Origin of the sequence: Pseudomonas sp. 8O, assembly GCF_902506495.1 — a bacterium.
Classification (GTDB): domain Bacteria; phylum Pseudomonadota; class Gammaproteobacteria; order Pseudomonadales; family Pseudomonadaceae; genus Aquipseudomonas; species Aquipseudomonas chaetocerotis.
This window is the reverse complement of the sequence record NZ_LR733264.1, coordinates 146610-167353: the sequence shown is the minus strand read 5'-3', so window position 1 is coordinate 167353 and position 20744 is coordinate 146610. Positions and strand designations below refer to the sequence as shown.

Sequence of the window (20744 nt, the reverse complement as noted above, 5' to 3'; positions counted from 1 at the left end):
ATGATCGAGCATATCGAACGCCTGTTGAAAAACCGCATCGGCCTGGAAGCCGAATCGGTCGGCCGCACAGTGATCGAACGCGCCGTACGCCAGCGCATGAACGCCCTCGGCCAGCAGAGCCTGGAAGGCTACTGGACCACCCTCGGCGGCTCGCCACGCGAGCAGCAGGCGCTGGTGGAAGCCGTAGTGGTGCCGGAAACCTGGTTCTTCCGCTACCCGGAATCGTTCAACGCGCTGGCCAGTCTGGCCCAGGAACGTCACGCCCAATTGCATGGGGCCAGGCCGCTGCGCCTGATCAGCCTGCCCTGCTCCAGCGGTGAAGAACCCTACTCCATCGCCATGACCCTGCTCGATGCCGGTTTTGCCGCCGAACAGTTCCAGATCGAGGCACTGGACGTCAGCGACAAGGTGCTGGAGCAGGCTCGCAAGGGCCTCTACGGGCGCAACTCGTTCCGCGGTGATGCCCTGGCCTTTCGTGATCGCTTCTTCCATGAGCAGGACTCCGGTGGCTTTCTCCTCGACGAGCGAGTACGCAAGTGCGTCAAGCTGCGCACCGGCAACCTGCTCGACCCCAGCCTGTTCGCCGGCGAGCCCAGCCACGATTTCATCTTCTGCCGCAACCTGCTGATCTACTTCGACCGCCCGACCCAGGTGCGCGTGCTGGAGCTGCTCAAGCGCCAGCTGCAGGAAGGCGGCACACTGTTCATTGGCCCCGCCGAGGCCAGCCTGGCCAGCCAGAACGGTTTGCAGGCGCTGGGCCGCCAGCAGACCTTTGCCTTTCGCATGGCCCCGGCCCAACCGGTCATAAGCGTGCCGACGCGGGCACCCGCCAGTCGTTCGCGCCCAGCTGTGGCCATACCGACGCGCGCCATCCAGCCAAGCAGGCCACGCTCCGCGAGCAGAGCGCTGGACACAGCGGCACCAAACGTACAGGCAGTGGATGTCTGGAGCGAAGTCGCCAACCTGGCCAACGCCGGCCGCACCGACGAGGCGCGCCAGCGCAGCGAAGAGCATTTGCAGCAAAACGGCCCCAGCGCCGCAGCCTATTACTGGCTGGGTCTGCTCTGCGACGCGGCAGGTCAGGGCGACCAGGCGTGCGCCTACTACCGCAAGGCGATCTATCTCGAACCGCAACACCGCGAGGCACTCACCCATCTGGCCGCGCACCTGGAAGCGCAAGGCGATCAGACTGGCGCCCTACGCCTGTATCGACGCGCGCAGAACCCCGAGGTAGGCGAACGTGACTGATCAGGATCTGTTGCACAGCCAAACAGCCGTAGACGACTGCTGGAACCGCATTGGCGTGTTCGGCGACAAGCGCTGCCCGCAGCTGGAGCGGCATATCCATTGCCGCAACTGCGAAGTTTACGGCGAAGCGGCCATCGCCCTGCTCGACCGCTACGGCAGTGCACTGGAACGTGGCGATGACGACTACGCCCAGAGCGGAACCGAGGAAGTTCAGGGCGCGCAGCGCTCACTGCTGATCTTCCGCCTTGGCGAGCAATGGCTGGCCATCGCCACGCGCTGCCTGGCCGAGGTGATGCCGGTCTCGCCGATCCACGTGCTGCCGCACCGTAACAGCCGTGGCCTGCTGGGCGTGACCAACGTACGCGGCACCCTGGTCGCCTGCCTGTCGCTGGCCGAACTGCTCGATCTCGACACGCAGCAGGATGCGCGCCGTGGCGAGCGACGGGTGATTCCGCGCATGCTGATACTGGAGAGCGACAGCGGCCCGCTGGTGACGCCGGTGGATGAGGTCAGCGGCATCCAGCGCATCCCTGTCACACGTATCAGCAGCGCCAAACATGACGACAAGCGCGCCATCAGCCGTTTCACTGCGGGCGTCCTGCAATGGCAGGAACAGAGCATTACCCTGCTCGACGACGAACAGTTGCTGCAAACCATGATCGGGAGCCTCGCGTGACACCGGACCAGATGAGGGACGCATCGCTGCTCGACCTGTTCCGGCTGGAAGCCGAGGCGCAGAAGCAGGTGCTCGACACCGGCCTGCTGATTCTCGAACGGGACCCGACCAACGCCGGCCAGCTGGAAGCCTGCATGCGCGCCGCGCACTCGCTCAAGGGCGCGGCACGCATCGTCGGCCTGGACCATGGCGTGCAGGTCGCCCACGCAATGGAGGACTTGCTGGTCGCCGCCCAGGAAGGCCTGCTGCGCCTGCTGCCCGATCATATCGACGCCCTGCTGCAAGGTTCCGACCTGCTCCTGCGCATCGGCCAGGCACAGCAGGACGCCGAGCTGGACGCGCGGGTGGAAACCGTCACCACACGCCTGCAGGTGCTGCTTGGCAATGCCGTGCCGACACTGCGCGTGCAGCCTGGTGACAGCACCCCGTTTGCCGCCGAAGCCACCCCGGCCAGCCCGCACGAAACGCCCATTGCGCCCAGCCCGCAGCCAGCCGAGCCGCAGGCCGACGAACGCATCAGTCGCGTATTGCGGGTGTCGGCCGAACGCTTCGACCACCTGATCGACCTGTCCGGCAAATCGCTGGTGGAGTTCCAGCGCACCAAGCCGCTGAACGATTCGCTGCATCGCCTCAAGCGCCAGCAGGAGTCGGCACGGCGCACCCTGGAGACGTTGCGCGAGCATCTACTGGGGACCGACCTGGACGCCTCCGCCCAGGCGCTGTTCGCCGAGAGCCGCAACCTGCTGATCGAATGCCAACAACAGCTGCAGGCCCACCAGGAACTGTTCGACGACTTCGTCTGGTACGGCGGGCAACGCACGCAACAGCTTTACGACCTGGCACTTGCCTCGCGCATGCGCCCGTTCGCCGATGTGCTGACCGGGCACACGCGCATGCTGCGTGACCTGGGTCGCTCGCTGGGCAAACAGGTGCGTCTGGAGATCGAGGGCGACAACACTCAGGTCGACCGCGACGTGCTGGAGCGCCTGGAAGCCCCCCTGACGCACCTGCTGCGCAACGCCGTCGACCACGGCATCGAGCCACCGGCGCTGCGCGCCCGCAAGGGCAAGCCGGAAGAAGGCGTGGTGCAACTGCGCGCCCGTCATCATGCCGGCATGCTGGTGCTGGAAGTCAGTGACGACGGTGCCGGCATCGACCTCGAGCGCGTCGCCGAGGCGGTGATCAAGCGTCGTTTCGCCACTGCCGAGCAGGTCGAGCAGATGACCGAGGAAGAGCTGCTGGCCTTCCTCTTCCTGCCTGGTTTCAGCATGAGCCAGCAGGTCACCGAGGTTTCCGGTCGCGGTGTCGGCCTCGACGTGGTGCAACACGAGATTCGCCGCATGCGCGGCAATGTGCGCCTGCTGCAGAACCCTGATCAGGGCTGCCTGTTCCACCTCGAACTACCGCTGACCCTCTCGGTGGTGCGCGCGCTGGTGGTGACCATCGGCGGCGAGGCCTATGCCTTCCCGCTGGCGCAGATCGAACGCATGCTGCGCCTGCCGCGCAGCGCCATCGTCCAGCTCGAGGGACGCCAGCACTTCTGGTTGGAGGACGAGCATGTCGGCCTGATCTCCGCCGCACAGCTGCTGCAATGCAACGAGAAACAGGGTGACGATGACAGCATTCCCATCGTGCTGATTCGCGACCGCGAGCAATACCACGGCCTGGCGGTCGAAGCCTTCCTCGGCGAGTTCACCCTGGTGCTGATGCCGCTCGATGGGCGCCTGGGCAAGGTGCGCGACGTCGCCGCCGGCGCCCTGCTGCACGACGGTACGCCGGTGCTGATCCTCGACGTCGACGACCTGCTCAACTCGGTGGGCAAATTGCTCGGCACCGGTCATCTGGAGCGCGTCGACCATGCCAGCCATGCGCGCCAGGCTGTCAGCAAGCGTGTGCTGGTGGTGGATGACTCACTTACCGTGCGCGAACTGGAGCGCAAGCTGCTGCTCAGTCGTGGCTATCAGGTGTCGGTCGCCGTGGATGGCATGGACGGCTGGAACGCCCTGCGCGCCGAGACCTTCGATCTGCTGATCACCGATATCGACATGCCGCGCATGGACGGCATCGAGCTGGTCACGCACGTGCGCCAGGACCCTCGCCTACGCTCTCTGCCAGTAATGGTGGTGTCGTACAAGGACCGCGAAGAGGATCGTCGTCGCGGCCTGGAGGCCGGCGCCGATTATTACCTGGCCAAGGCCAGCTTCCATGACGAAGCGCTGCTGGATGCCGTACAAACCCTGATCGGTGAGGCCCGCGAATGAGGATCGCCATTGCCAACGATATGCCCCTGGCAGTCGAAGCCCTGCGCCGCGCCCTGGCGGCAGAGCCCGAATACCAGTTGATCTGGGTTGCCAGCAACGGCGAAGAGGCAGTCAGCCGCTGCCGCGACGACCTGCCCGACCTGCTGCTGATGGACATGCTCATGCCCGGTATGGACGGCGTGGAAGCGACCCGGCGGATCATGCACGACACGCCCTGCGCCATCCTCATCGTCACCTCGGACGTCGAACGCAACATGTCGCGGGTATTCGATGCCATGGGTGCCGGTGCGCTGGATGTGGTCGCCGCGCCGTCGCTCGGCCCGCAACAAGTGCTCGATGCCGCGACGGTAAGACGCAAGATCCACAACATCGCCTGGATGATCGGCCACAAGACCTCACGCTCGGTCAAACCGACACCCGTGCGCAGCACTGAGAACCGCGGCAAACGCCTGGTGGCCATCGGCGCATCGGCCGGCGGCCCGGCTTCGCTGGTGGAGCTGCTGCGGCAGATACCACCGGATTTTCCCGCCAGCATCGTGCTGGTGCAGCATGTCGACGAAGTTTTCGCGGCCGGCATGGCCCAGTGGCTCGGCAGCGAATCGCACATGCCGGTGCGCCTGGCCCGAGAGGGCGAAGTGCTGCAACCGGCCACCGTGCTCCTGGCCGGCACCAACAATCACCTGTACCTGGCGCCGGAGGGGCGCCTGGTGTACCGACGCGAGCCGACCGATCAGGTCTACCGGCCCTCTATCGATGTATTCTTCGAGAGCGTGGCCACCTACTGGCGAGGTGATGCAATTGGCGTGTTGCTGACGGGGATGGGGCGCGATGGCGCCAGGGGCCTGAAACTGATGCGCGAACGCGGCTTCCATACCATCGCCCAGGATCAGGCCAGCAGCGCCGTCTACGGCATGCCCAAGGCCGCTGTGGCGTTGGGCGCCGCAGCCGAAGTGCTGCCTCTGCACAAAATTGCGGCGCGCCTGCTCGAGCGCCTGGGCTGAGAACGCCAACTCGCGGCCAAAGCAGCCGCGCAACCTACGAAGACAAAGGCGGAGACGCACTTATGCAACGGCCTCAAGGGAACTCCAATCATCATTACGGCTTGCCCGACTACTCGATGATGGTGCTGCTGGTCGACGACCAGGCCATGATCGGCGAAGCCGTAAGGCGTGCGCTGAGTGAAGAGAGCGACATCGACTTCCACTTCTGCTCCGACGCGCATCAGGCGCTGAGCGTTGCCCAGCAGATCAAGCCGACGGTGATCCTGCAGGACCTGATCATGCCTGGTGTCGACGGACTCGAACTGCTCGCCCAGTATCGTGCGGCGCCCGGCTTGCGCGATGTACCGATCATCGTGCTGTCGACCAAGGAAGACCCCAAGGTCAAGAGCGCCGCCTTCACCGCCGGGGCCAACGATTACCTGGTCAAGCTGCCGGACGTGATCGAGCTGCTCGCACGCATCCGCTACCACTCGCGCTCCTACCTGACCCTGCTGCAGCGCGACGAGGCTTACCGCGCCCTGCGCGAAAGCCAGCAGCAATTGCTCGATACCAACCTGGTGCTGCAGCGCCTGATCAAATCCGACGGCCTCACCGGCCTGGCCAACCGCCGCTACTTCGACGAATACCTGGAAATCGAATGGAGCCGCGCCTTGCGTGATCAGAGCGAACTGTCGCTGCTGATGATCGACGTCGACTACTTCAAGGCCTACAACGACCAGCACGGCCACGTCGCCGGCGATGAAGTGTTGCGCCGCGTCGGTGAGTCGCTGCGCGGCAGTTGCACACGCGCCTCTGATCTGGCCGCACGCTACGGCGGCGAAGAATTTGCCGTGATCATGCCAGGCACCGCCGCCGGCGGCGCGCGCCTGCAGGCAGAAAAGATCCGTCGTGCTGTCGAAGCACTGGGCATTCCCCACGACCTGCCCAAGCCCGGCTCTCCGATCAGTGTGAGCATCGGTATCGCCACCATCCGGCCCTCAGCGGAGCATGACCCGTTAAGCCTGGTGATCAAGGCCGATGAAGGCCTGTACCTGGCCAAGCACAGCGGCCGCAACCAGGTGGCGCAGGCTGGCGAAAACAGCTAAGGCACCGGGCGATAATCGCCCACTTTGCAAGCACCCTTCGGCCTTGCCGAAATCTTCCACAACCCTTGATTTTACTGAGCCTGACGCCCTGACCGAGGGCGCCAGGCTTTTTCTTGCATGCTTACTCAGCGACCACTGAATTGACTGAATTAACCAGTTAGTACATTTTTCTCGCAGTCACGTCACAACAACAAGAGATACCCCATGACGCCCTGCATTCTTGTACTCAATGGCCCCAATCTGAACCTGCTCGGAACCCGCGAACCAGCCACTTATGGCCATGAAACCCTGGCCGACATTTCCCGGCTTTGCGCCGATACTGCCGCCGAACAGGGCTTGAAGATCGAGTTTCGCCAGACCAACCATGAGGGCGAACTGCTCGACTGGATTCATGCCGCGCGCGGGCGCTGCGCCGGCATCCTGATCAATCCGGCAGCCTGGACCCATACCTCGGTGGCCATCCGCGATGCCCTGGTGGCCAGCGAACTGCCGGTCATCGAGGTGCATCTGTCCAACGTGCACAAGCGTGAGCCGTTCCGTCATCACTCCTTCGTCTCGCCGATCGCCGTCGGTGTCATTTGTGGGCTCGGCAGTCAGGGTTACCGACTGGGCCTGCAGTACTTCGCTCAATCGCTCAAGGGTTAAGACCATGTCCTCTGTTACCAGCGGCATTCTCGCCGGCCTCATCGGCAAAGGCATTCAGGCCTCCCGCACGCCCGACATGCACGAACGCGAAGGCGATGCGCAGGGGCTGCGCTACCTCTACCGTCTGATCGACCTCGACCAGTTGGGCCTCGACCTCGATGCGCTGCCGAGCCTGCTCGATGCTGCGCAGCACATGGGCTTTACCGGTCTCAACATCACCTTCCCGGCCAAGCAGGCGATCATCCCGCTGCTCGACGAGCTGTCGAGCGAGGCCCGTGGCATTGGCGCGGTGAACACCGTGGTGCTCAAGGACGGCAAGCGTGTCGGCCACAACACCGATTGCCTGGGCTTCGCAGAGGGCTTGCGCCGTGGCCTGCCCAACGTGGCGCGCCGTCGCGTGGTGCAGATGGGCGCAGGCGGTGCCGGCGCAGCCGTGGCCCATGCCCTGCTCGCCGAAGGCGTCGAACGCCTGTGCATCTTCGAGGTGGAGCCCGGCCGCGCCCAGGTCCTGGCGGACAATCTCAACGCTCACTTTGGCGCCGAGCGCGCCATCGCGGGCGAAGACCTGACAGGTGAAGTCGCCGCTGCCGACGGACTGGTCAACACCACGCCGGTGGGCATGGCCAAACTGCCGGGCACACCGCTGCCGGTGGAGCTGCTGCATGCCGGGCTGTGGGTCGCCGAGATCATCTACTTCCCGCTGGAAACCGAACTGCTGCGCCACGCCCGCGCCCTTGGCTGCCGCACGCTGGATGGCGGCACCATGGCGGTGTTCCAGGCGGTCAAGGCGTTCGAACTGTTCAGTGGCCGCCCGGCCGATGCCGAACGCATGCAGGCGCACTTCGCCAGTTTCTGAGCACACTCATGCAAAAAGGGCCCTGGCAGCGACAACGCGGCCAGGGCCCTTTTCATATCCGCACCGATCTTCAGCCCTGGATATAACGCAGCACCGCCTCGCAGATCATCGCCTTGTGTCGCTGCTTGACCTGCTCGTCGGGCAGATCGATCTGGAAGATCTCGCCAAAGGTGTGGCGGTTGGACACCCGGTAGAAACAGAACGAACTGATCAGCAGGTGTACATCGAGCACATCGATACCGGGGCGGAACACGCCCTCTAGCTCGCCGCGACGCAGGGTCTTGCCGAGGGTATCGAGCACCACGTTGCTCATCTGGCGGATGACCGGCGACTGCTTGACGTACTCACCGTAGTGGATGTTCTCGATGCTGACGATGCGCACGAAGTCGACGTTGCGGTCATGGTGATCGAAGGTGAACTCCACCAGCCGACGGATCGCCAGCACCGGCGGCAAGGACGCCAGATCGAGGCGACTCTCGGTGCCGCGGATATCGCCGTAGAGCTTGACCAGCACCTCGAGATAGAGCTGTTCCTTGCTGCCGAAGTAGTAGTAGATCATCCGCTTCGAGGTAGCGGTACGCTCGGCGATGGCGTCCACACGGGCGCCGGAAAGGCCCTGCTGAACGAACTCCGTGATGGCGGCCTGGAGAATGCTCTCGCGCGTTTTTTCCGGGTTGTTCTTACGTACCTTGCGCACCACCTCGAGAGGTTGAGTGGTCAGGTTGGCAACGGCTTCGGTCATACGGCAATGGTCTTTTTTATAGGTATTGGTGGAGCGGATTATGGCAGGCCGCAGCGGCAACCGGACAGGCTGCCACCTGCACCCACTTATAACCGCGGACGCTTCAAGCCACCGCTGCGCGCCTTGGCCATGGCCGCCAGACGCACCGCGACGTTGGCCGCGCCATAGCCCACGTAGCCGCCCTTGCGCTGAATGATTTCGAAGAAGAAGCGCTCCTCGAACGGCTCGGTGTAGACGTGGAACAACTCGCCACCCTGGGCATCACGATCATAGAGCACGTTGTAGTACGCCAGCTCGCTGAGGAACTCGTCGTCGAAATCGAAGCGCGCGGCCAGATCATCGTAGTAGTTCAGCGGAATTTCCAGTAGCGGCACACCCGCTTCCTTGGCCCGCGCCACTTCGGCGAAGATGTCTTCGCAGGAAAACGCGATGTGGTGCACGCCGGAGCCCTGATAGCTGGACAGAGCATGGGCAATGGCGGTGTTGCGGTTCTCCGAGATGTTCAGCGGCAGGCGGATCGAACTGCAACGGCTGCGAATCGCGCGACTTTTCACCAGGCCATAGGGATCTGGAAGGACCACTTCGTCGTCTGCCTCGAAATCCAGCAGGCTCTTGTAGAACAGCACCCAACTGTCCAACGACTCGGCCGGCAGTGCCAGCGCCATGTGGTCGATGCGCTGCAGGCCACCACTGGTCTCGGCCGCCTGATTCAGGCTGAAGTCAGTGTCATAGATGGTCTGACCTGCTCCCGCCTGCTCCACCAGATAGATCAGGCTGCCATCGGGAGCGCGCACTGCCGGCACTTCCCGCTCGTTGGGGCCGACCAGGCCACGATAGGGCTGGCCCCGATAGTCGCAGGCGCGCTGCAACGCAGCGGCGCCATCCTTCACCCGCAGCGCGGTGGCACACAGCGACGGGCCGTGCGACTCGAAGAAGTTGTGGGCGAAGGAATAGGGCTCGGCGTTGAGCACGATATTGATATCGCCCTGACGCAGCAGGCTGACGCTCTTGGAGCGATGCTGGCCGGCATGGGCAAAGCCCAGTCGCTCCAGCCAGCCGGATAGACGCGCGCCGACGGCTTCGTCGACGGCGAACTCGAGAAACTCCACGCCGTCGTAGCGGTGTGCCGCAGGCGGGGTGAAGAGCACGCCCGGCTCGATCTGATGGCCCTCTTTCTCAAGGCGCTTGTGGGTCTTTTCCTCGAGATAGAGCAGCGAGCGCAGACCGTCGGCGGCGTTCTGACGCGGCGGCGCGGCACGGAAACCATCGTTGAAGATTTCCAGCGACAGCGGACCGCGGTAGCCGGTACGCAGGATCGGCGCGAGGAAACCGGCCAGATCGAATTCGCCCTGCCCCGGGAAGCAGCGGAAATGGCGGCTCCACTCCAGCACGTCCATGGCCAGGATCGGTGCATCGGCCATCTGCACGAAGAAGATCTTGTCGCCGGGGATATCGGCGATGGCTGCGGGATCGCCCTTGAGCGACAGCGTATGGAAACTGTCGAGGATCACCCCGACGGCCGGGTGATCGGCCTGACGAACCAGATTCCATACCTGCTGGTAGGTATTGACGTGACGGCCCCAGGCCAAGGCCTCGTATCCAATTCGCAGGCCGCGCGCACCTGCGCGCTCGCCCAACAAGCGCAGGTCGTCGATAAGGATTTCATCGTCGCCCAGCGAGTCGGCAGCGACGTTGCTGCACACCAGCACCAGGTCGGTGCCCAGTTCCTGCATCAGGTCGAACTTGCGCTCGGCACGGTCGATGTTGCGCTGCAGGCGGTCGCGGCGGCAGCCTTCGAAGTCGCGAAATGGCTGGAACAGGGCGATGGCGATGCCCAGGTCGGCGCAGCGCTTGCGAATTTCGCTGGGGCTGCCGTCGTAGTAGAGCAGGTCGTTCTCGAAGATTTCCACACCGTCGAAGCCGGCGGCAGCAATGGCTTCGAGCTTCTCGGGCAGGGTACCGCTGAGGGAAACGGTGGCAATTGAACGCTGCATAGACGGCTCCGGGCTGAGGCGGCGCCGTGGCGGGCAAAGTGAGGGAGGCGAGACGCGCTCATGAGCCCTCACTCGGCCGGTTGGTCGGCGCTCATGGATTGTTCGTAGCCTGGATTATTGGCAGGGTCGGGGAGATCAGCAATTCAAAATGAACGAACTGGTTAGTTTTCCGTTCGATAATCGAACATCATCACTTCCGGGGCTGTTTCCGGTTCTGCCAGGCAGCCGCCAAACCACTCAGGCAGATGATGAGAATACCGATCATCGCCGTGGTATCCGGCTTGTGCTGGAACACCAGCAGCCCCAGCAGCCCGGCGAAGACGATCTGCACGTAGCCGAACGGCGCCAGCAAAGCCGGCGCGGCATGGCGGAAGGCGTGGGTCAGCAGCAGGTGCGCGGCCATGCCACAGCCGCCCAGCGCCAGCATCATCAGACCGTGCGTGAGGCTCGGCACATGCCAGAAGAACGGCACCAGCAGACTCATCACCAGCGTGTTGACCAGGCCGGCGAAGAAGTTGCTGGTGGTCGCGCTGTCCACTTCACTGAGACGCCGGGTGAGGATCTGATAGCAGCTGAAACACAACGCCGCGCTCAGCGGCAACAGCACAGCCGGGGTAAACAGGTTGCCGCCCGGATGCACGATGATCAGGACCCCGACGAAGCCGACGATCACCGCAGCCCACTGGCCCGCGCTGACGCGTTCACCGAGCAAGGGCACCGATAGCGCCGTGACCAGCAGCGGCGCCAGAAAGATCACCGAGGTCGCCTCGGCCAGCGGGATGAACATCAGACCCGTGGTGAACAGCAGGCTCACACCCAGCAGGCACAGCGCGCGCAGCACCTGCAGGCCAGGCCGCTTGGTACGCAGCACGCGCAAGCCGGATTGCGGCAGGAAGATGCCGGCCATCAGCAAGGTGTGCACCAGGTAGCGCGCCCAGACGATGAGGATGATCGGATAGAAACCCGACAGGTATTTGGACATGGCATCGTGACTGGCGAACAGGAAGGTCGCCAGCACCATCAGGCCGATCCCCTTGAGCGGGTGATTGGCACCGGACAATGGAGTGAGACTCATGAAATACCCGGAAGGCGGACTCGCCGCAAAAAGATAGCAAGACAACTAACTATACAGACCACGACGGATCAACGCCTACATCCACTGCGGCAGGCGCTGACTGCATCACGACTGACGGTCGAGCAACTGCCGGGTCTTCTCCAGCGCCATGCGGGCTCGCTGCAATGCGCTGACACCCTGTTCCATCAGTTGCCGGGTCGGAATTTCCAGGCTCAGCGGGATGTTCGTCGGCAGGGTTCGCAGCAAGCCGAGCAGATCGCAGTCGCCGTCGCCGGGGAAGCGCCGTTCGTTGCGCGCCTGCCGCAGGATCTCCTCCATGTCATCTGGACGAGGCCCGGCCACGTCGCACAACTGAGCGTAGCGCAGGCGCTCGGTGGGCACGGCCGCCAGATCCTGCAGGCGCGAGCCAGAACGGTCGAAGTGAAAGGCATCGACCAGCACGCAGCCATTGGCTCGCCCCGCCGCAGCGACGATACGCGCCGCCTGGGTCAGGTCGCGAGCGTCGGTCCAGGGCATGAATTCCAGGTGCGGATGTAGGCCGTACTGCGCGGACAGATCACAGAGCGCAGCGAAGTTGTCGGTCTGCCGCGCTTCGTCTGGGTCATTGCCGGCCACCAGCAGTTCACTGGCACCGCACTCGGCGCCTACAGCGAGGATGGCCTCGAAGTCGCTGACGCGGGTTTGCGCCTTCAGGCGCAGAATTTCCACATCGAGGACCTGGATGCCGGTATCGCGCAAACGCTGCAGGGTCTGCGTACGCAGACCGGCATCGGCCACCAGCGGGAAGTGATGTTCCTCCGGTGTGGCCGGCACCAGACGCAAGCCAACATGGCTATAGCCGGCGCGCGCCGCCACCTCGACCATTTCCGGCGGCGACAGCTCGAGCACGGTCAGGGCGGCCAGGGAAAGAATACGTTCGCTCATGATGATTCTCTGCTCAGAGGGTTTCGGGGACGCAGGCCTGGCCGCTTTCCGCCGCCTGGCGAATGGCCTCGACCAACGCCAGGGTGCGACCGGCATCGGCAGCGCTGACCAGCGGCTGAACCTGGCCACGGGCGACCTGGACAAAATGCTGCAACTGGCGGTATAGCGCCTCGCCTGCGTCGAAGTGCTCCTGCACCTGCTGCAGCGGCTGGTGCCAGCCGGCACCCGCCTCGCTGTAATGCCAGCGCTTGAGCTGCGGAATGCTCAGGGCGCCGCGGGTACCGGCGAGCAGATAACAGGGCTGATCGGCCTGGCGCGGGTAGACCGGGTTCTCGCCCGATGTCATCTCCCAGCTCCAGGGCGCCGCGGCGGCGTCAGAACCAGTCAGGCTGCCCAGCGCACCACCTTCGAACTGCAGCAGCACCGCCGCGCTGTCCTCGTTGGCGAAACCGCGCACGCCATTGCTGGTAATGGCCTGTACCTGGCGCACTTCGCCGCACAAGTGTCGCAGCAGATCGAGGTCATGAATCAGATTGGTCAGCAGCATTCCGGCACCGGCTTCACGGCGCCAGGCGATGTCGTAGTAGCTGTCGGGTTTCTGCACCTGCCACAGCGCGGTCACCGTGGTCAGTCGGCCCAGAGCGCCCTCTTCGATCAATTCGCGGGCACGGGCGATCAGCGGATTGTGCCGGCGATGATGCCCCACCAGCACCGGCACGCCACTGCGTTCGCTGGCCGCAACCAGCTCGCGTACCTCGTCCAGGTGGACGCCCACCGGTTTTTCCAGCAGCACCGGCACGCCCGCTGCAATGCAGTCGAGCGCCGTACTGACATGCAGCGCATTGGGGTTGGCAACGATCACTGCTTCAGGCCGCACCTGCTCCAGCATCTGCTGGTGATCGGCGAAAAAAGGCACGCCGCATTGCGCCGCAAACTCGGCGGCCTGAGGGCCGGGATCGGCGATGGCACAGAGTTGCGCTTCGGCCAGATTCTGCAGGTGCTGGTGGTGCTGACGGCCCATGACACCAGCGCCGATCAGGGCAATACGCAGGGGGGAAATCACGCGTTGATCCTCTTTTTGTCGTATTTGCACGGGCGCTGCCTGGGAGGTCCTGCAGCGCCTCTTTTTTAATTTAGAACTCAGTTCCATAAAAATCGCAAGCGCGAATTGGGGCTAACGGATTGCCCTTGATCGGAAGTCGGCGAGAGGAAGAAGTTGAAGCCGGTGCGCGCAGCGCACCCTACAAACCGGGAGTCGCATCACTCGATGCATTGCGCCCGTGCCGACTCAGTCCGTAGGGTGCGCCGTGCGCACCAGAACCGACGGAAGCATCGGATCCGGCATCAGCCCGCAGATCAGATGCCGGCGCGACGGAGCCACGAAGGACGCTGATTCGCGGCTGAAGCGGAGTGCCGCCCAGCCGCTCCTACGATGAGGTGGGCGTGTCGCTTTCCAATCGATCAGGCGAACAGTTCGGAAGCAGGGCTGGCGGCGGACAGCTCGTCGGCGGCGGCCAGCAGCTCAGGCGCCAGTTGCTCGATACGCGCCAGCGACAGGCGCGCACTGGGCCCGGCAATGCTGAGCACGCCGATTACCCGTTCCTCGACGGGGTGACGCACCACAACGGCCAGCGCAGCGGTACCCAGCGACGAACTTTCCATCACCCAGGCGTATCCCTGCTGGCGCGCCAGGGCCAGGCGCTGCAGCAGTTCCTGCTGGTTACGCGGCGCATTGGGGCCGAAGTCGGCAGGGTCGGCGACACCCTGCCGCGCCACCAACGCCAGAGCGTCTGCGTCGCTCATGCTGGCCAGCCAGGCATGCCCGGAAGCGGTGTAGAACAGCGGTGCGTCACGCCCCATGTCCGGGTCGTAACGCAAACCGGAGCGAGCCCCCTGGCTCTTGGCGATCCAGGTCTGGCGCTCGCCCTCGATCACTCCCAGGCGCACCAGCTCGCCGCTGGTTTCAGCCAAACCATCGAGAATCGGCTGCACCACATCGGCGCCGCTGTTGGCCAGATAGCGAAAGCCCAGCGCTACCAGTTTGGTCGAGAGCCGATAGCGACTGGTGAGCGCATCCTGGCGCACATAGCCCAGACGCATCAGCTCGGCGAGCATGCGATGCGTAGCGCTCTTGGGAATATCCAGCTCATCGGCCAGGGCCTGCATCTGCATGCCACGGGCATCGCGAGTGAGGCTTTCGAGAAGGCTGAGCGCGCGTTCGATCTGACTGCCGGCCATGAGAATGTCCTGAAAAATTTGCGCCGATTCTAAGAGACAAGCGTCCGGTGACGCGAGCCAGACCGGCGCCTGCCTCTGGATGCTGGGCCACGGACGCGCGATACTGCCGGCGCGACGCACAATGTACTAACCGGTTCGTTCTTGTTCGGTTATCGAACAAAACCCCGTTTAGCGAATTGAAATGGCCAGCCTGGTCGGCCCACTATTCCTACCACGCCTGAAACCGAAGTGATCTTCTGCCTGGTGCATCACGCTTCGAATGTTTCAGCAGCCAATAAATATAAGAAGGTCAATTGTCATGTCACAGCCTATGCACCTGCGTGCCCCGGCCACCCACGCCACAGCGAGGATCGCTCCTCGTCCGGCGCCCAGCTCGTTGCTCGACGACTGGTCCTCTCTATCCACTCTGGCCATGCCCGTCCTCGCCCCTGCCCATCAGGGCATGCGCAAGGTCTCCTGGCGGCGCCTGATCAGCGCGCTGACAGCCAAACGGCAGCCTGCGTGCGAATCCTGACCAGCCCCACCCCCTCCCCAACCCTGTCGGAGCGATAGCATGAACAAGACAGACAAGATGCTGGTCGGCGAGCGCACCTTCTGTGTCCTGCTGGTGCTGACGAGCCTGGTGGTGTTCTACCTGGCTTACCAGATTTCCGGTTTCTCCTCGATCAATTCCCCTGGGGCATTTCCCATCGGCGTCGCGCTGGTGATGATCTTCTCCGCAGTGAAGATCGGCGTCGAACTGATCGGCAAGGCCAAACCCGACTGCAGCGGCTGGCTGGATGCCTTCCAGCAGTTTCGCGACACCCACTTCCCGCGCCGCACACTGGTCTTCGGCCTGCTGGCCGTGGCGTATCTGGCGGCGATCCAGTGGGTCAGTTTCTACGTCAGCACCTTCCTTTTTCTGGTGCTGTCGATCGTTTACCTGCGCAAAGGCCGCGTACTCAACGCCATCCTGATCGCAGCTGTGTTGCTGGTGCTGATCTATCTGCTGTTCAGCCTGGCGTTCAGCGTTTACCTGCCATAACGAGGCACTCGAGATGAGCGATACCCTTTCCTACCTGCTGATGGCCTGGAGTGATCCGCAGCTGCTGATGCTGACTGCGCTGGGCACCTTTGCCGGCATCTATATCGGCGCCATCCCGGGCCTCTCGGTGACCATGGCAGTGTCCATCCTGGTGTCCTTCACCTTCTCCTGGGATGTCAACGATGCACTGGCGCTGATCGTCGGCATCTTCATCGGCGGCGTTTACGGTGGCTCACGCAGCGCCATCCTGCTGAACATCCCCGGCGCGCCCTCCTCGGTGGCCACGGCCTTCGACGGCTACCCACTGGCACAACAGGGCGAAGCCGGTCGCGCCATCGGCCTGAGCACCGTGATGTCGGTGGTCGGCGGTATCGTCGGCACCATCATGCTCGCCAGCGCGGCACCGCTGATCGGCGAACTGGCCCTGCGCTTCGCCCCGCGCGACTACTTCCTGGTCGCCGCCATCGGCCTGCTGTTGGTCGGTAGCCTGGCCGAAGGCTCGCTGGCAAAAGGCATCTTCGCCGCCGGCCTGGGCGCGGTGATCGGCCTGGTGGGTATGGACCCGGTCACTGCGCAAGGGCGTTTCACCCTGGGCCAGGTCGAACTGATGGGCGGCATCCACTACGTGGTGCTGATGATCGGCCTGTTCGGCGTCGCCGAGGCCTTCTATCAACTGCATAACCTCGACAGCCCGGTAGTCCGCCAGAAGGTGGACAAGATCCTGCCGTCCTTCGCCATGGTGCTGAAATTCCTCCCGTTGTCGATCCGCACCTCGATCATTGGTGTCATCGTCGGCGTGCTGCCGGGCGTCGGCGGCGACATCGCGGCGCTGATGGCCTATGACCATGCCAAGCGCACCGTGAAAAATCCGTCCAGGCCGTTCGGCAAGGGTGCCTACGAAGGCCTGGTAGCCCCGGAAACCGCCAACAGCGCGGCGGTCGGTGGCGCCTACGTGCCGATGCTGACCCTGGGCATGCCCGGTGATGCAGTCACCGCAGTGATCATCGGCGCCCTGGTGGTGCATGGCCTCAACCCCGGCCCGATGCTGATGGTGGAAAACCCGCACATCTTCTACTTCACCGTCGGCAACCTGCTGCTGGCCAATGTGTTTCTGATGATCTTCGGCCTGATGGGCATCAAGCTCTTCGCCAAGTTCGTGGAAATGCCCAAGGCCGTGCTGATTCCACTGATCCTCGTGCTCTGCGTGGTCGGTACCTACTCGATCAACAGCAGCATGACCGAGGTGTACTGGATGCTCGGTTTCGGGGTGCTCGGCTATCTGCTGAAGATCTTCGGCTTCCAGATGGGTCCGATCATTCTCGGCGCCATCCTCGGCCCGTTGATGGACACCTCGTACCGCCAGGCCATGTCCTCGGCCGGTGACAACCCGGTGGAGCTGCTGCAAGGGCTGGTCACCAGCCCGCTGTCGCTGATCCTCAGCGCCGCGGTGGTGCTGATCCTGCTGGGCAACACCCCGCTGCTGAAGAAACTCAAGAGCAAGCTCAGCCCCGCTTCGGCGCGCGGCTGATACCCAGGTTCCAAGGCGTGCCCCGGCCGACAGGGGCTCACAACAACAACCGATGGAGAGTCTCCACATGTTCAAATCGTTACTGACTGGCGCCGCTCTCGGACTCAGCGCCCTCACCATGGCCCTGCCAGCCCACGCCGAATACCCCGAGCGCAGCATCCAGGCGGTCATTCCCTGGGGTGCAGGCGGCGCCACCGACAACGTCATGCGCAGCCTGACTCCGTACGTGGAGAAAGAGCTGGGCGGCAAGTTCATCCTCAACAACCGCCCGGGTGGCACCGCCGTCATCGGCAGCACCCACGTCATGCAGCAGCGTCCTAACGGCTACACCGTCCTGCTCGGCGCCGAGAACCCGCAGCTCTATAAAGTGCTGAAACTCGCCGACTTCGATTACGCCGACTTCTACCCGGTCAACATCATCGGCCAGAACGTGGTGGTGATCGCCGCCAACGCCGACGCGCCGTTCAACAACATGGCCGAACTGATGGCCGCCGCCAAGGCCAACCCGGACACCCTGCGCATGGGCTCCACCGGCGCCGGCGGCCTGCCGAGCACCGTCAGCGCGATGATCAACGCGGTGGACGAGCTGAAAGTGCGTGAAGTGACCTTCGGTGGCGACGGCCCCGGCATCACTGCACTGATGGGCAAGCACATCGACTTCATGCCCCTGAGCCTGGCCGCCGCCCGCGAACTGGTACGCAGCGGCAAGCTCAAGGCCCTGGCCGTGTTCGCCACCGAGGAAACCCCGGAACTGCCGGGCGTCGAGCCGATCACCAAGTCCCTGCCGGCCATCGCCGAGTACCTGCCGTGGGGCCCGTTCTGGGGCGCCTTCGTGCACAAGGACACCCCGGACGACGTCAAGCAGAAGCTGGTCGACGCCTACGCCAAGGCCGTTGCCAACCCCGAGTTCCAGGGCTTCCTGAAGAACTTCGGCGCGCAGAGCCTGAACCTCAACGGCGCCGAAGCTGAAGAGTTCCTCAAGCGCTGGCAGTCGGTCACCACCTGGTCGATGTACAAGGCCAAGGCCATCGAAATTTCCCCGGACTCGGTCGGCATCGCCAAGCCCTGACCTTCCCCAGCGGGTGCCTTCGGTGCCTGCCTCTCTTTCGCCTGCATCGCTGCTCAGCGATGCAGGCGAAATGCCTTGGGCGAAAGCCCGCTGCCACGCTTGAAGAAACGGGAAAAATAGCCCGGCTCGGAAAAACCCAGACTGTCTGAAATCTGGCTCACCGTCATGGTGGTGTACACCAGACAGCGCTTGGCCTCGAGCAACAGACGCTGATTGATCAGCTGCAATGCGGATTGCCCGGCCAACCGCCGGCACAGCGCATTGAGGTGAGCGGCACTGATCCCCAGGCGCGAGGCGTAATGTTCGATCGGTAGATGCTCGCGAAAGTGCACTTCGAGCAAATGCACGAAGGCCTGCACATGCTCGCGCCCTCGGCCATCGGCAGGCTCCTGCGCCTCGCTTCGCGCCAGTTGCCGGCGCGCGATGGCAACCAGCAGGACACTGATCAGCGAGTGCAGCATCAGCTCCCGCGCTGGCTCCAGACGGCCGTACTCCTGGCTGATCGACTCGAACAAGGCGTCCAGATAACGGCGCTGCTCGCCGACCTCATAGCACATGGGGCTCTGCAAGCATTGCTGGCCCAGCGGCGCGGCCAGTTGCTCCACCAGCGGCCGCGCCAGGCTCAGCACATAGCCCTGAACATCACGCGAGAAACGAAAGCCGTGCACGCACAGCGCCGGCACGACCTGCAGCGAAGCACTGCGCACCAGGCGCACCTGCCCCTCCACCTCCAGCTCGGCTTCACCTGACTGCACATAGAGCAACTGCAGCAGGTCAGCGTGACGGTGCGGTTTGATTTCCCAACCGTGCAACTGGCTGCGCTCGGGAATCGATTCACAGTGGATAAGGTCGGGGGTCGGCCATTCGGCCGTCTCACCGTACAGCTTGAATACCGGCACCAGGGGAGCTTTCGAAGCAGTCATGAGCGGGCTCTTAAAATCATCGAAAAGTCCAAGAATCCTTTTCGATATTGCCTTCTAACCAAGCATGTATCCACAAAAAATACAGACCTGAGCCTGTGAATCGACATACAGCCGATCACGTACTGGAGAACAATAATGAACACTCAGGTCGCCATCATCGGCGCTGGCCCCTCCGGCCTGCTGCTCGGCCAATTGCTGCACAACGCCGGCATCGACAATGTCATCCTCGAACGCCAGAGCCCCGACTACGTGCTCGGCCGCATCCGCGCTGGCGTGCTCGAACAGGGTATGGTCGACCTGCTGCGCGAGGCCGGCGTGGCCGCGCGCATGGATCGCGAAGGCCTGCCGCACGATGGCTTCCAGCTGGCCTTCGATGGCCGCTGCGAGCGCATCGACCTCAAGGGGCTGACCGGTGGCAAGAGCGTGATGGTCTACGGCCAGACGGAAGTCACTCGCGACCTGATGGAAGCACGCCAGGCCAGCGGCGCCGTCACCCTGTACAACACCAGCCAGGTGCAGTTGCACGAGCTCAAGGGCGAGCGCCCTTACCTGACCTTCGAGCATGAGGGCCGCACGCAGCGCCTGACGTGCGATTACATCGCGGGCTGCGATGGCTTCCATGGTGTATCGCGACAATCCATCCCGGCTGGGGTACTTCAGGAGTTCGAGCGGGTGTATCCGTTCGGCTGGCTAGGCATCCTTGCCGACACCCCGCCGGTGCATGAGGAGCTGATCTACGCCAACCACGCGCGTGGCTTCGCCCTGTGCAGCATGCGTTCGCCGACACGCACGCGCTACTACGTGCAGGTGGGCGCCGAGGAGAAGGTCGAAGACTGGTCCGACGAGCGCTTCTGGGACGAACTCAAACGCCGCCTGCCAAACGAGATCGCCAGCCAGTTGGTCACCGGACCTTCGATCGAAAAGAGCATCGCGCCGCTGCGCAGCTTCGTGGTCGAGCCGATGCAGTATGGTCGTCTGTTTCTGCTCGGTGATGCCGCGCACATCGTTCCGCCGACCGGCGCCAAGGGCCTGAACCTGGCCGCCAGCGACGTCAGCACGCTGTACCGCATCCTGCTCAAGGTCTACCGCGAGGGCCGTGTGGACCTGCTCGAACGCTACTCGGAAATCTGCCTGCGGCGCATCTGGAAGGCCGAGCGTTTCTCCTGGTGGATGACCTCGATGCTGCATCGCTTTCCCGACACCGATGCCTTCAGCCGCCGCATGCAGGAGACCGAACTGGACTACTTCGTCAGCTCCGAAGCCGGCCGCAGGACCATCGCCGAGAATTACGTCGGCCTGCCCTACGAAGCCATCGAATGACTCATTGCTCAGCCGTAGGGTGCGCCACGCGCACCCAGCCAAACTGCGGGCCATTGGTGCGCACGGTGCACCCTGGCCCTCGCACGGGAGCCCTTGATCGATAATCGCCCGGCGCGCCACTGGCACGTCCCAGGC

The 20744-nt window shown here is 63.9% G+C and carries 18 protein-coding genes; 11 read left to right on the top strand and 7 right to left on the bottom strand.

Annotation, left to right across the window (positions count from 1 at the left end; genetic code table 11):
- The 7 genes from GV002_RS03575 (at position 1) to GV002_RS03545 (ending at position 7772) form a co-directional block, all read left to right on the top strand.
- Positions 1 to 1248, top strand: a complete 1248-nt coding sequence (locus GV002_RS03575) for a CheR family methyltransferase (protein WP_160017082.1) — start codon at positions 1 to 3, stop codon at positions 1246 to 1248.
- The gene (locus GV002_RS03570) at positions 1241 to 1924 is read left to right on the top strand and encodes a chemotaxis protein CheW (RefSeq protein ID WP_160017081.1); all 684 of its coding nucleotides are present in this window, start codon (positions 1241 to 1243) and stop codon (positions 1922 to 1924) included. The genes GV002_RS03575 and GV002_RS03570 overlap by 8 nt, the downstream gene beginning before the upstream one ends.
- Positions 1921 to 4185, top strand: coding sequence for a hybrid sensor histidine kinase/response regulator (locus GV002_RS03565; protein ID WP_160017080.1), 2265 nt, complete (start codon positions 1921 to 1923; stop codon positions 4183 to 4185). Before GV002_RS03570 ends, GV002_RS03565 begins: the two co-directional genes overlap by 4 nt.
- Entirely contained in the window at positions 4182 to 5186 is a 1005-nt protein-coding gene (locus tag GV002_RS03560; protein ID WP_160017079.1) for a chemotaxis response regulator protein-glutamate methylesterase, read from the top strand. Before GV002_RS03565 ends, GV002_RS03560 begins: the two co-directional genes overlap by 4 nt.
- Positions 5187 to 5248: 62 nt before the next feature.
- Positions 5249 to 6271 (top strand): response regulator, encoded by a 1023-nt coding sequence (locus tag GV002_RS03555; RefSeq protein ID WP_160017078.1) that lies wholly within the window; start codon positions 5249 to 5251, stop codon positions 6269 to 6271.
- A gap of 204 nt (positions 6272 to 6475) precedes the next feature.
- Positions 6476 to 6916, top strand: a complete 441-nt coding sequence (gene aroQ, locus GV002_RS03550) for a type II 3-dehydroquinate dehydratase (RefSeq protein WP_160017077.1) — start codon at positions 6476 to 6478, stop codon at positions 6914 to 6916.
- Between the two features lie 4 nt (positions 6917 to 6920).
- Positions 6921 to 7772, top strand: a complete 852-nt coding sequence (locus GV002_RS03545; protein ID WP_160017076.1) for a shikimate dehydrogenase — start codon at positions 6921 to 6923, stop codon at positions 7770 to 7772.
- Between the two features lie 70 nt (positions 7773 to 7842).
- On the opposite strand, the gene GV002_RS03540 is transcribed toward GV002_RS03545, so the two are convergent.
- From GV002_RS03540 to GV002_RS03515, 6 genes are all read right to left on the bottom strand, one after another.
- Positions 7843 to 8514: a TetR/AcrR family transcriptional regulator gene (locus tag GV002_RS03540; protein ID WP_160017075.1), complete on the bottom strand. Its 672-nt coding sequence runs from the start codon at positions 8512 to 8514 to the stop codon at positions 7843 to 7845.
- An 86-nt stretch (positions 8515 to 8600) separates the two neighbouring features.
- Positions 8601 to 10508: a 3-dehydroshikimate dehydratase QuiC gene (gene quiC / locus GV002_RS03535; RefSeq protein WP_160017074.1), complete on the bottom strand. Its 1908-nt coding sequence runs from the start codon at positions 10506 to 10508 to the stop codon at positions 8601 to 8603.
- Positions 10509 to 10698: 190 nt separating this feature from the next.
- Positions 10699 to 11583, bottom strand: a complete 885-nt coding sequence (locus GV002_RS03530) for a DMT family transporter (protein ID WP_160017073.1) — start codon at positions 11581 to 11583, stop codon at positions 10699 to 10701.
- A 105-nt stretch (positions 11584 to 11688) separates the two neighbouring features.
- A complete protein-coding gene (locus GV002_RS03525) occupies positions 11689 to 12507 on the bottom strand; it encodes a sugar phosphate isomerase/epimerase family protein (protein ID WP_160017072.1) in 819 nt (272 codons plus the stop codon).
- 13 nt (positions 12508 to 12520) lie between these two features.
- Positions 12521 to 13570, bottom strand: coding sequence for a Gfo/Idh/MocA family protein (locus GV002_RS03520; RefSeq protein ID WP_160017071.1), 1050 nt, complete (start codon positions 13568 to 13570; stop codon positions 12521 to 12523).
- 398 nt (positions 13571 to 13968) lie between these two features.
- A complete protein-coding gene (locus GV002_RS03515; RefSeq protein ID WP_160017070.1) occupies positions 13969 to 14745 on the bottom strand; it encodes an IclR family transcriptional regulator in 777 nt (258 codons plus the stop codon).
- A gap of 553 nt (positions 14746 to 15298) precedes the next feature.
- On the opposite strand from GV002_RS03515, the gene GV002_RS03510 reads away from it, so the two are divergent.
- The 3 genes from GV002_RS03510 to GV002_RS03500 all read left to right on the top strand — a co-directional run bounded on the left by GV002_RS03510 (position 15299) and on the right by GV002_RS03500 (position 18366).
- Positions 15299 to 15769, top strand: a complete 471-nt coding sequence (locus tag GV002_RS03510; protein WP_160017069.1) for a tripartite tricarboxylate transporter TctB family protein — start codon at positions 15299 to 15301, stop codon at positions 15767 to 15769.
- Between the two features lie 13 nt (positions 15770 to 15782).
- On the top strand, positions 15783 to 17297 hold the full coding sequence (locus tag GV002_RS03505; protein WP_160017068.1) for a tripartite tricarboxylate transporter permease: 1515 nt from the start codon (positions 15783 to 15785) through the stop codon (positions 17295 to 17297).
- 67 nt (positions 17298 to 17364) lie between these two features.
- Complete coding sequence (locus GV002_RS03500) at positions 17365 to 18366, top strand: tripartite tricarboxylate transporter substrate binding protein (RefSeq protein WP_160017067.1); 1002 nt, start codon at positions 17365 to 17367, stop codon at positions 18364 to 18366.
- 53 nt (positions 18367 to 18419) lie between these two features.
- Here GV002_RS03500 and GV002_RS03495 read toward each other — a convergent pair whose 3' ends face one another.
- Positions 18420 to 19289, bottom strand: a complete 870-nt coding sequence (locus tag GV002_RS03495) for a helix-turn-helix domain-containing protein (RefSeq protein WP_160017066.1) — start codon at positions 19287 to 19289, stop codon at positions 18420 to 18422.
- A 135-nt stretch (positions 19290 to 19424) separates the two neighbouring features.
- Here GV002_RS03495 and pobA point away from each other — a divergent pair, with 135 nt between their 5' ends.
- Positions 19425 to 20609 (top strand): 4-hydroxybenzoate 3-monooxygenase, encoded by a 1185-nt coding sequence (gene pobA / locus GV002_RS03490; RefSeq protein WP_160017065.1) that lies wholly within the window; start codon positions 19425 to 19427, stop codon positions 20607 to 20609.
- Positions 20610 to 20744 lie beyond the last annotated feature (135 nt).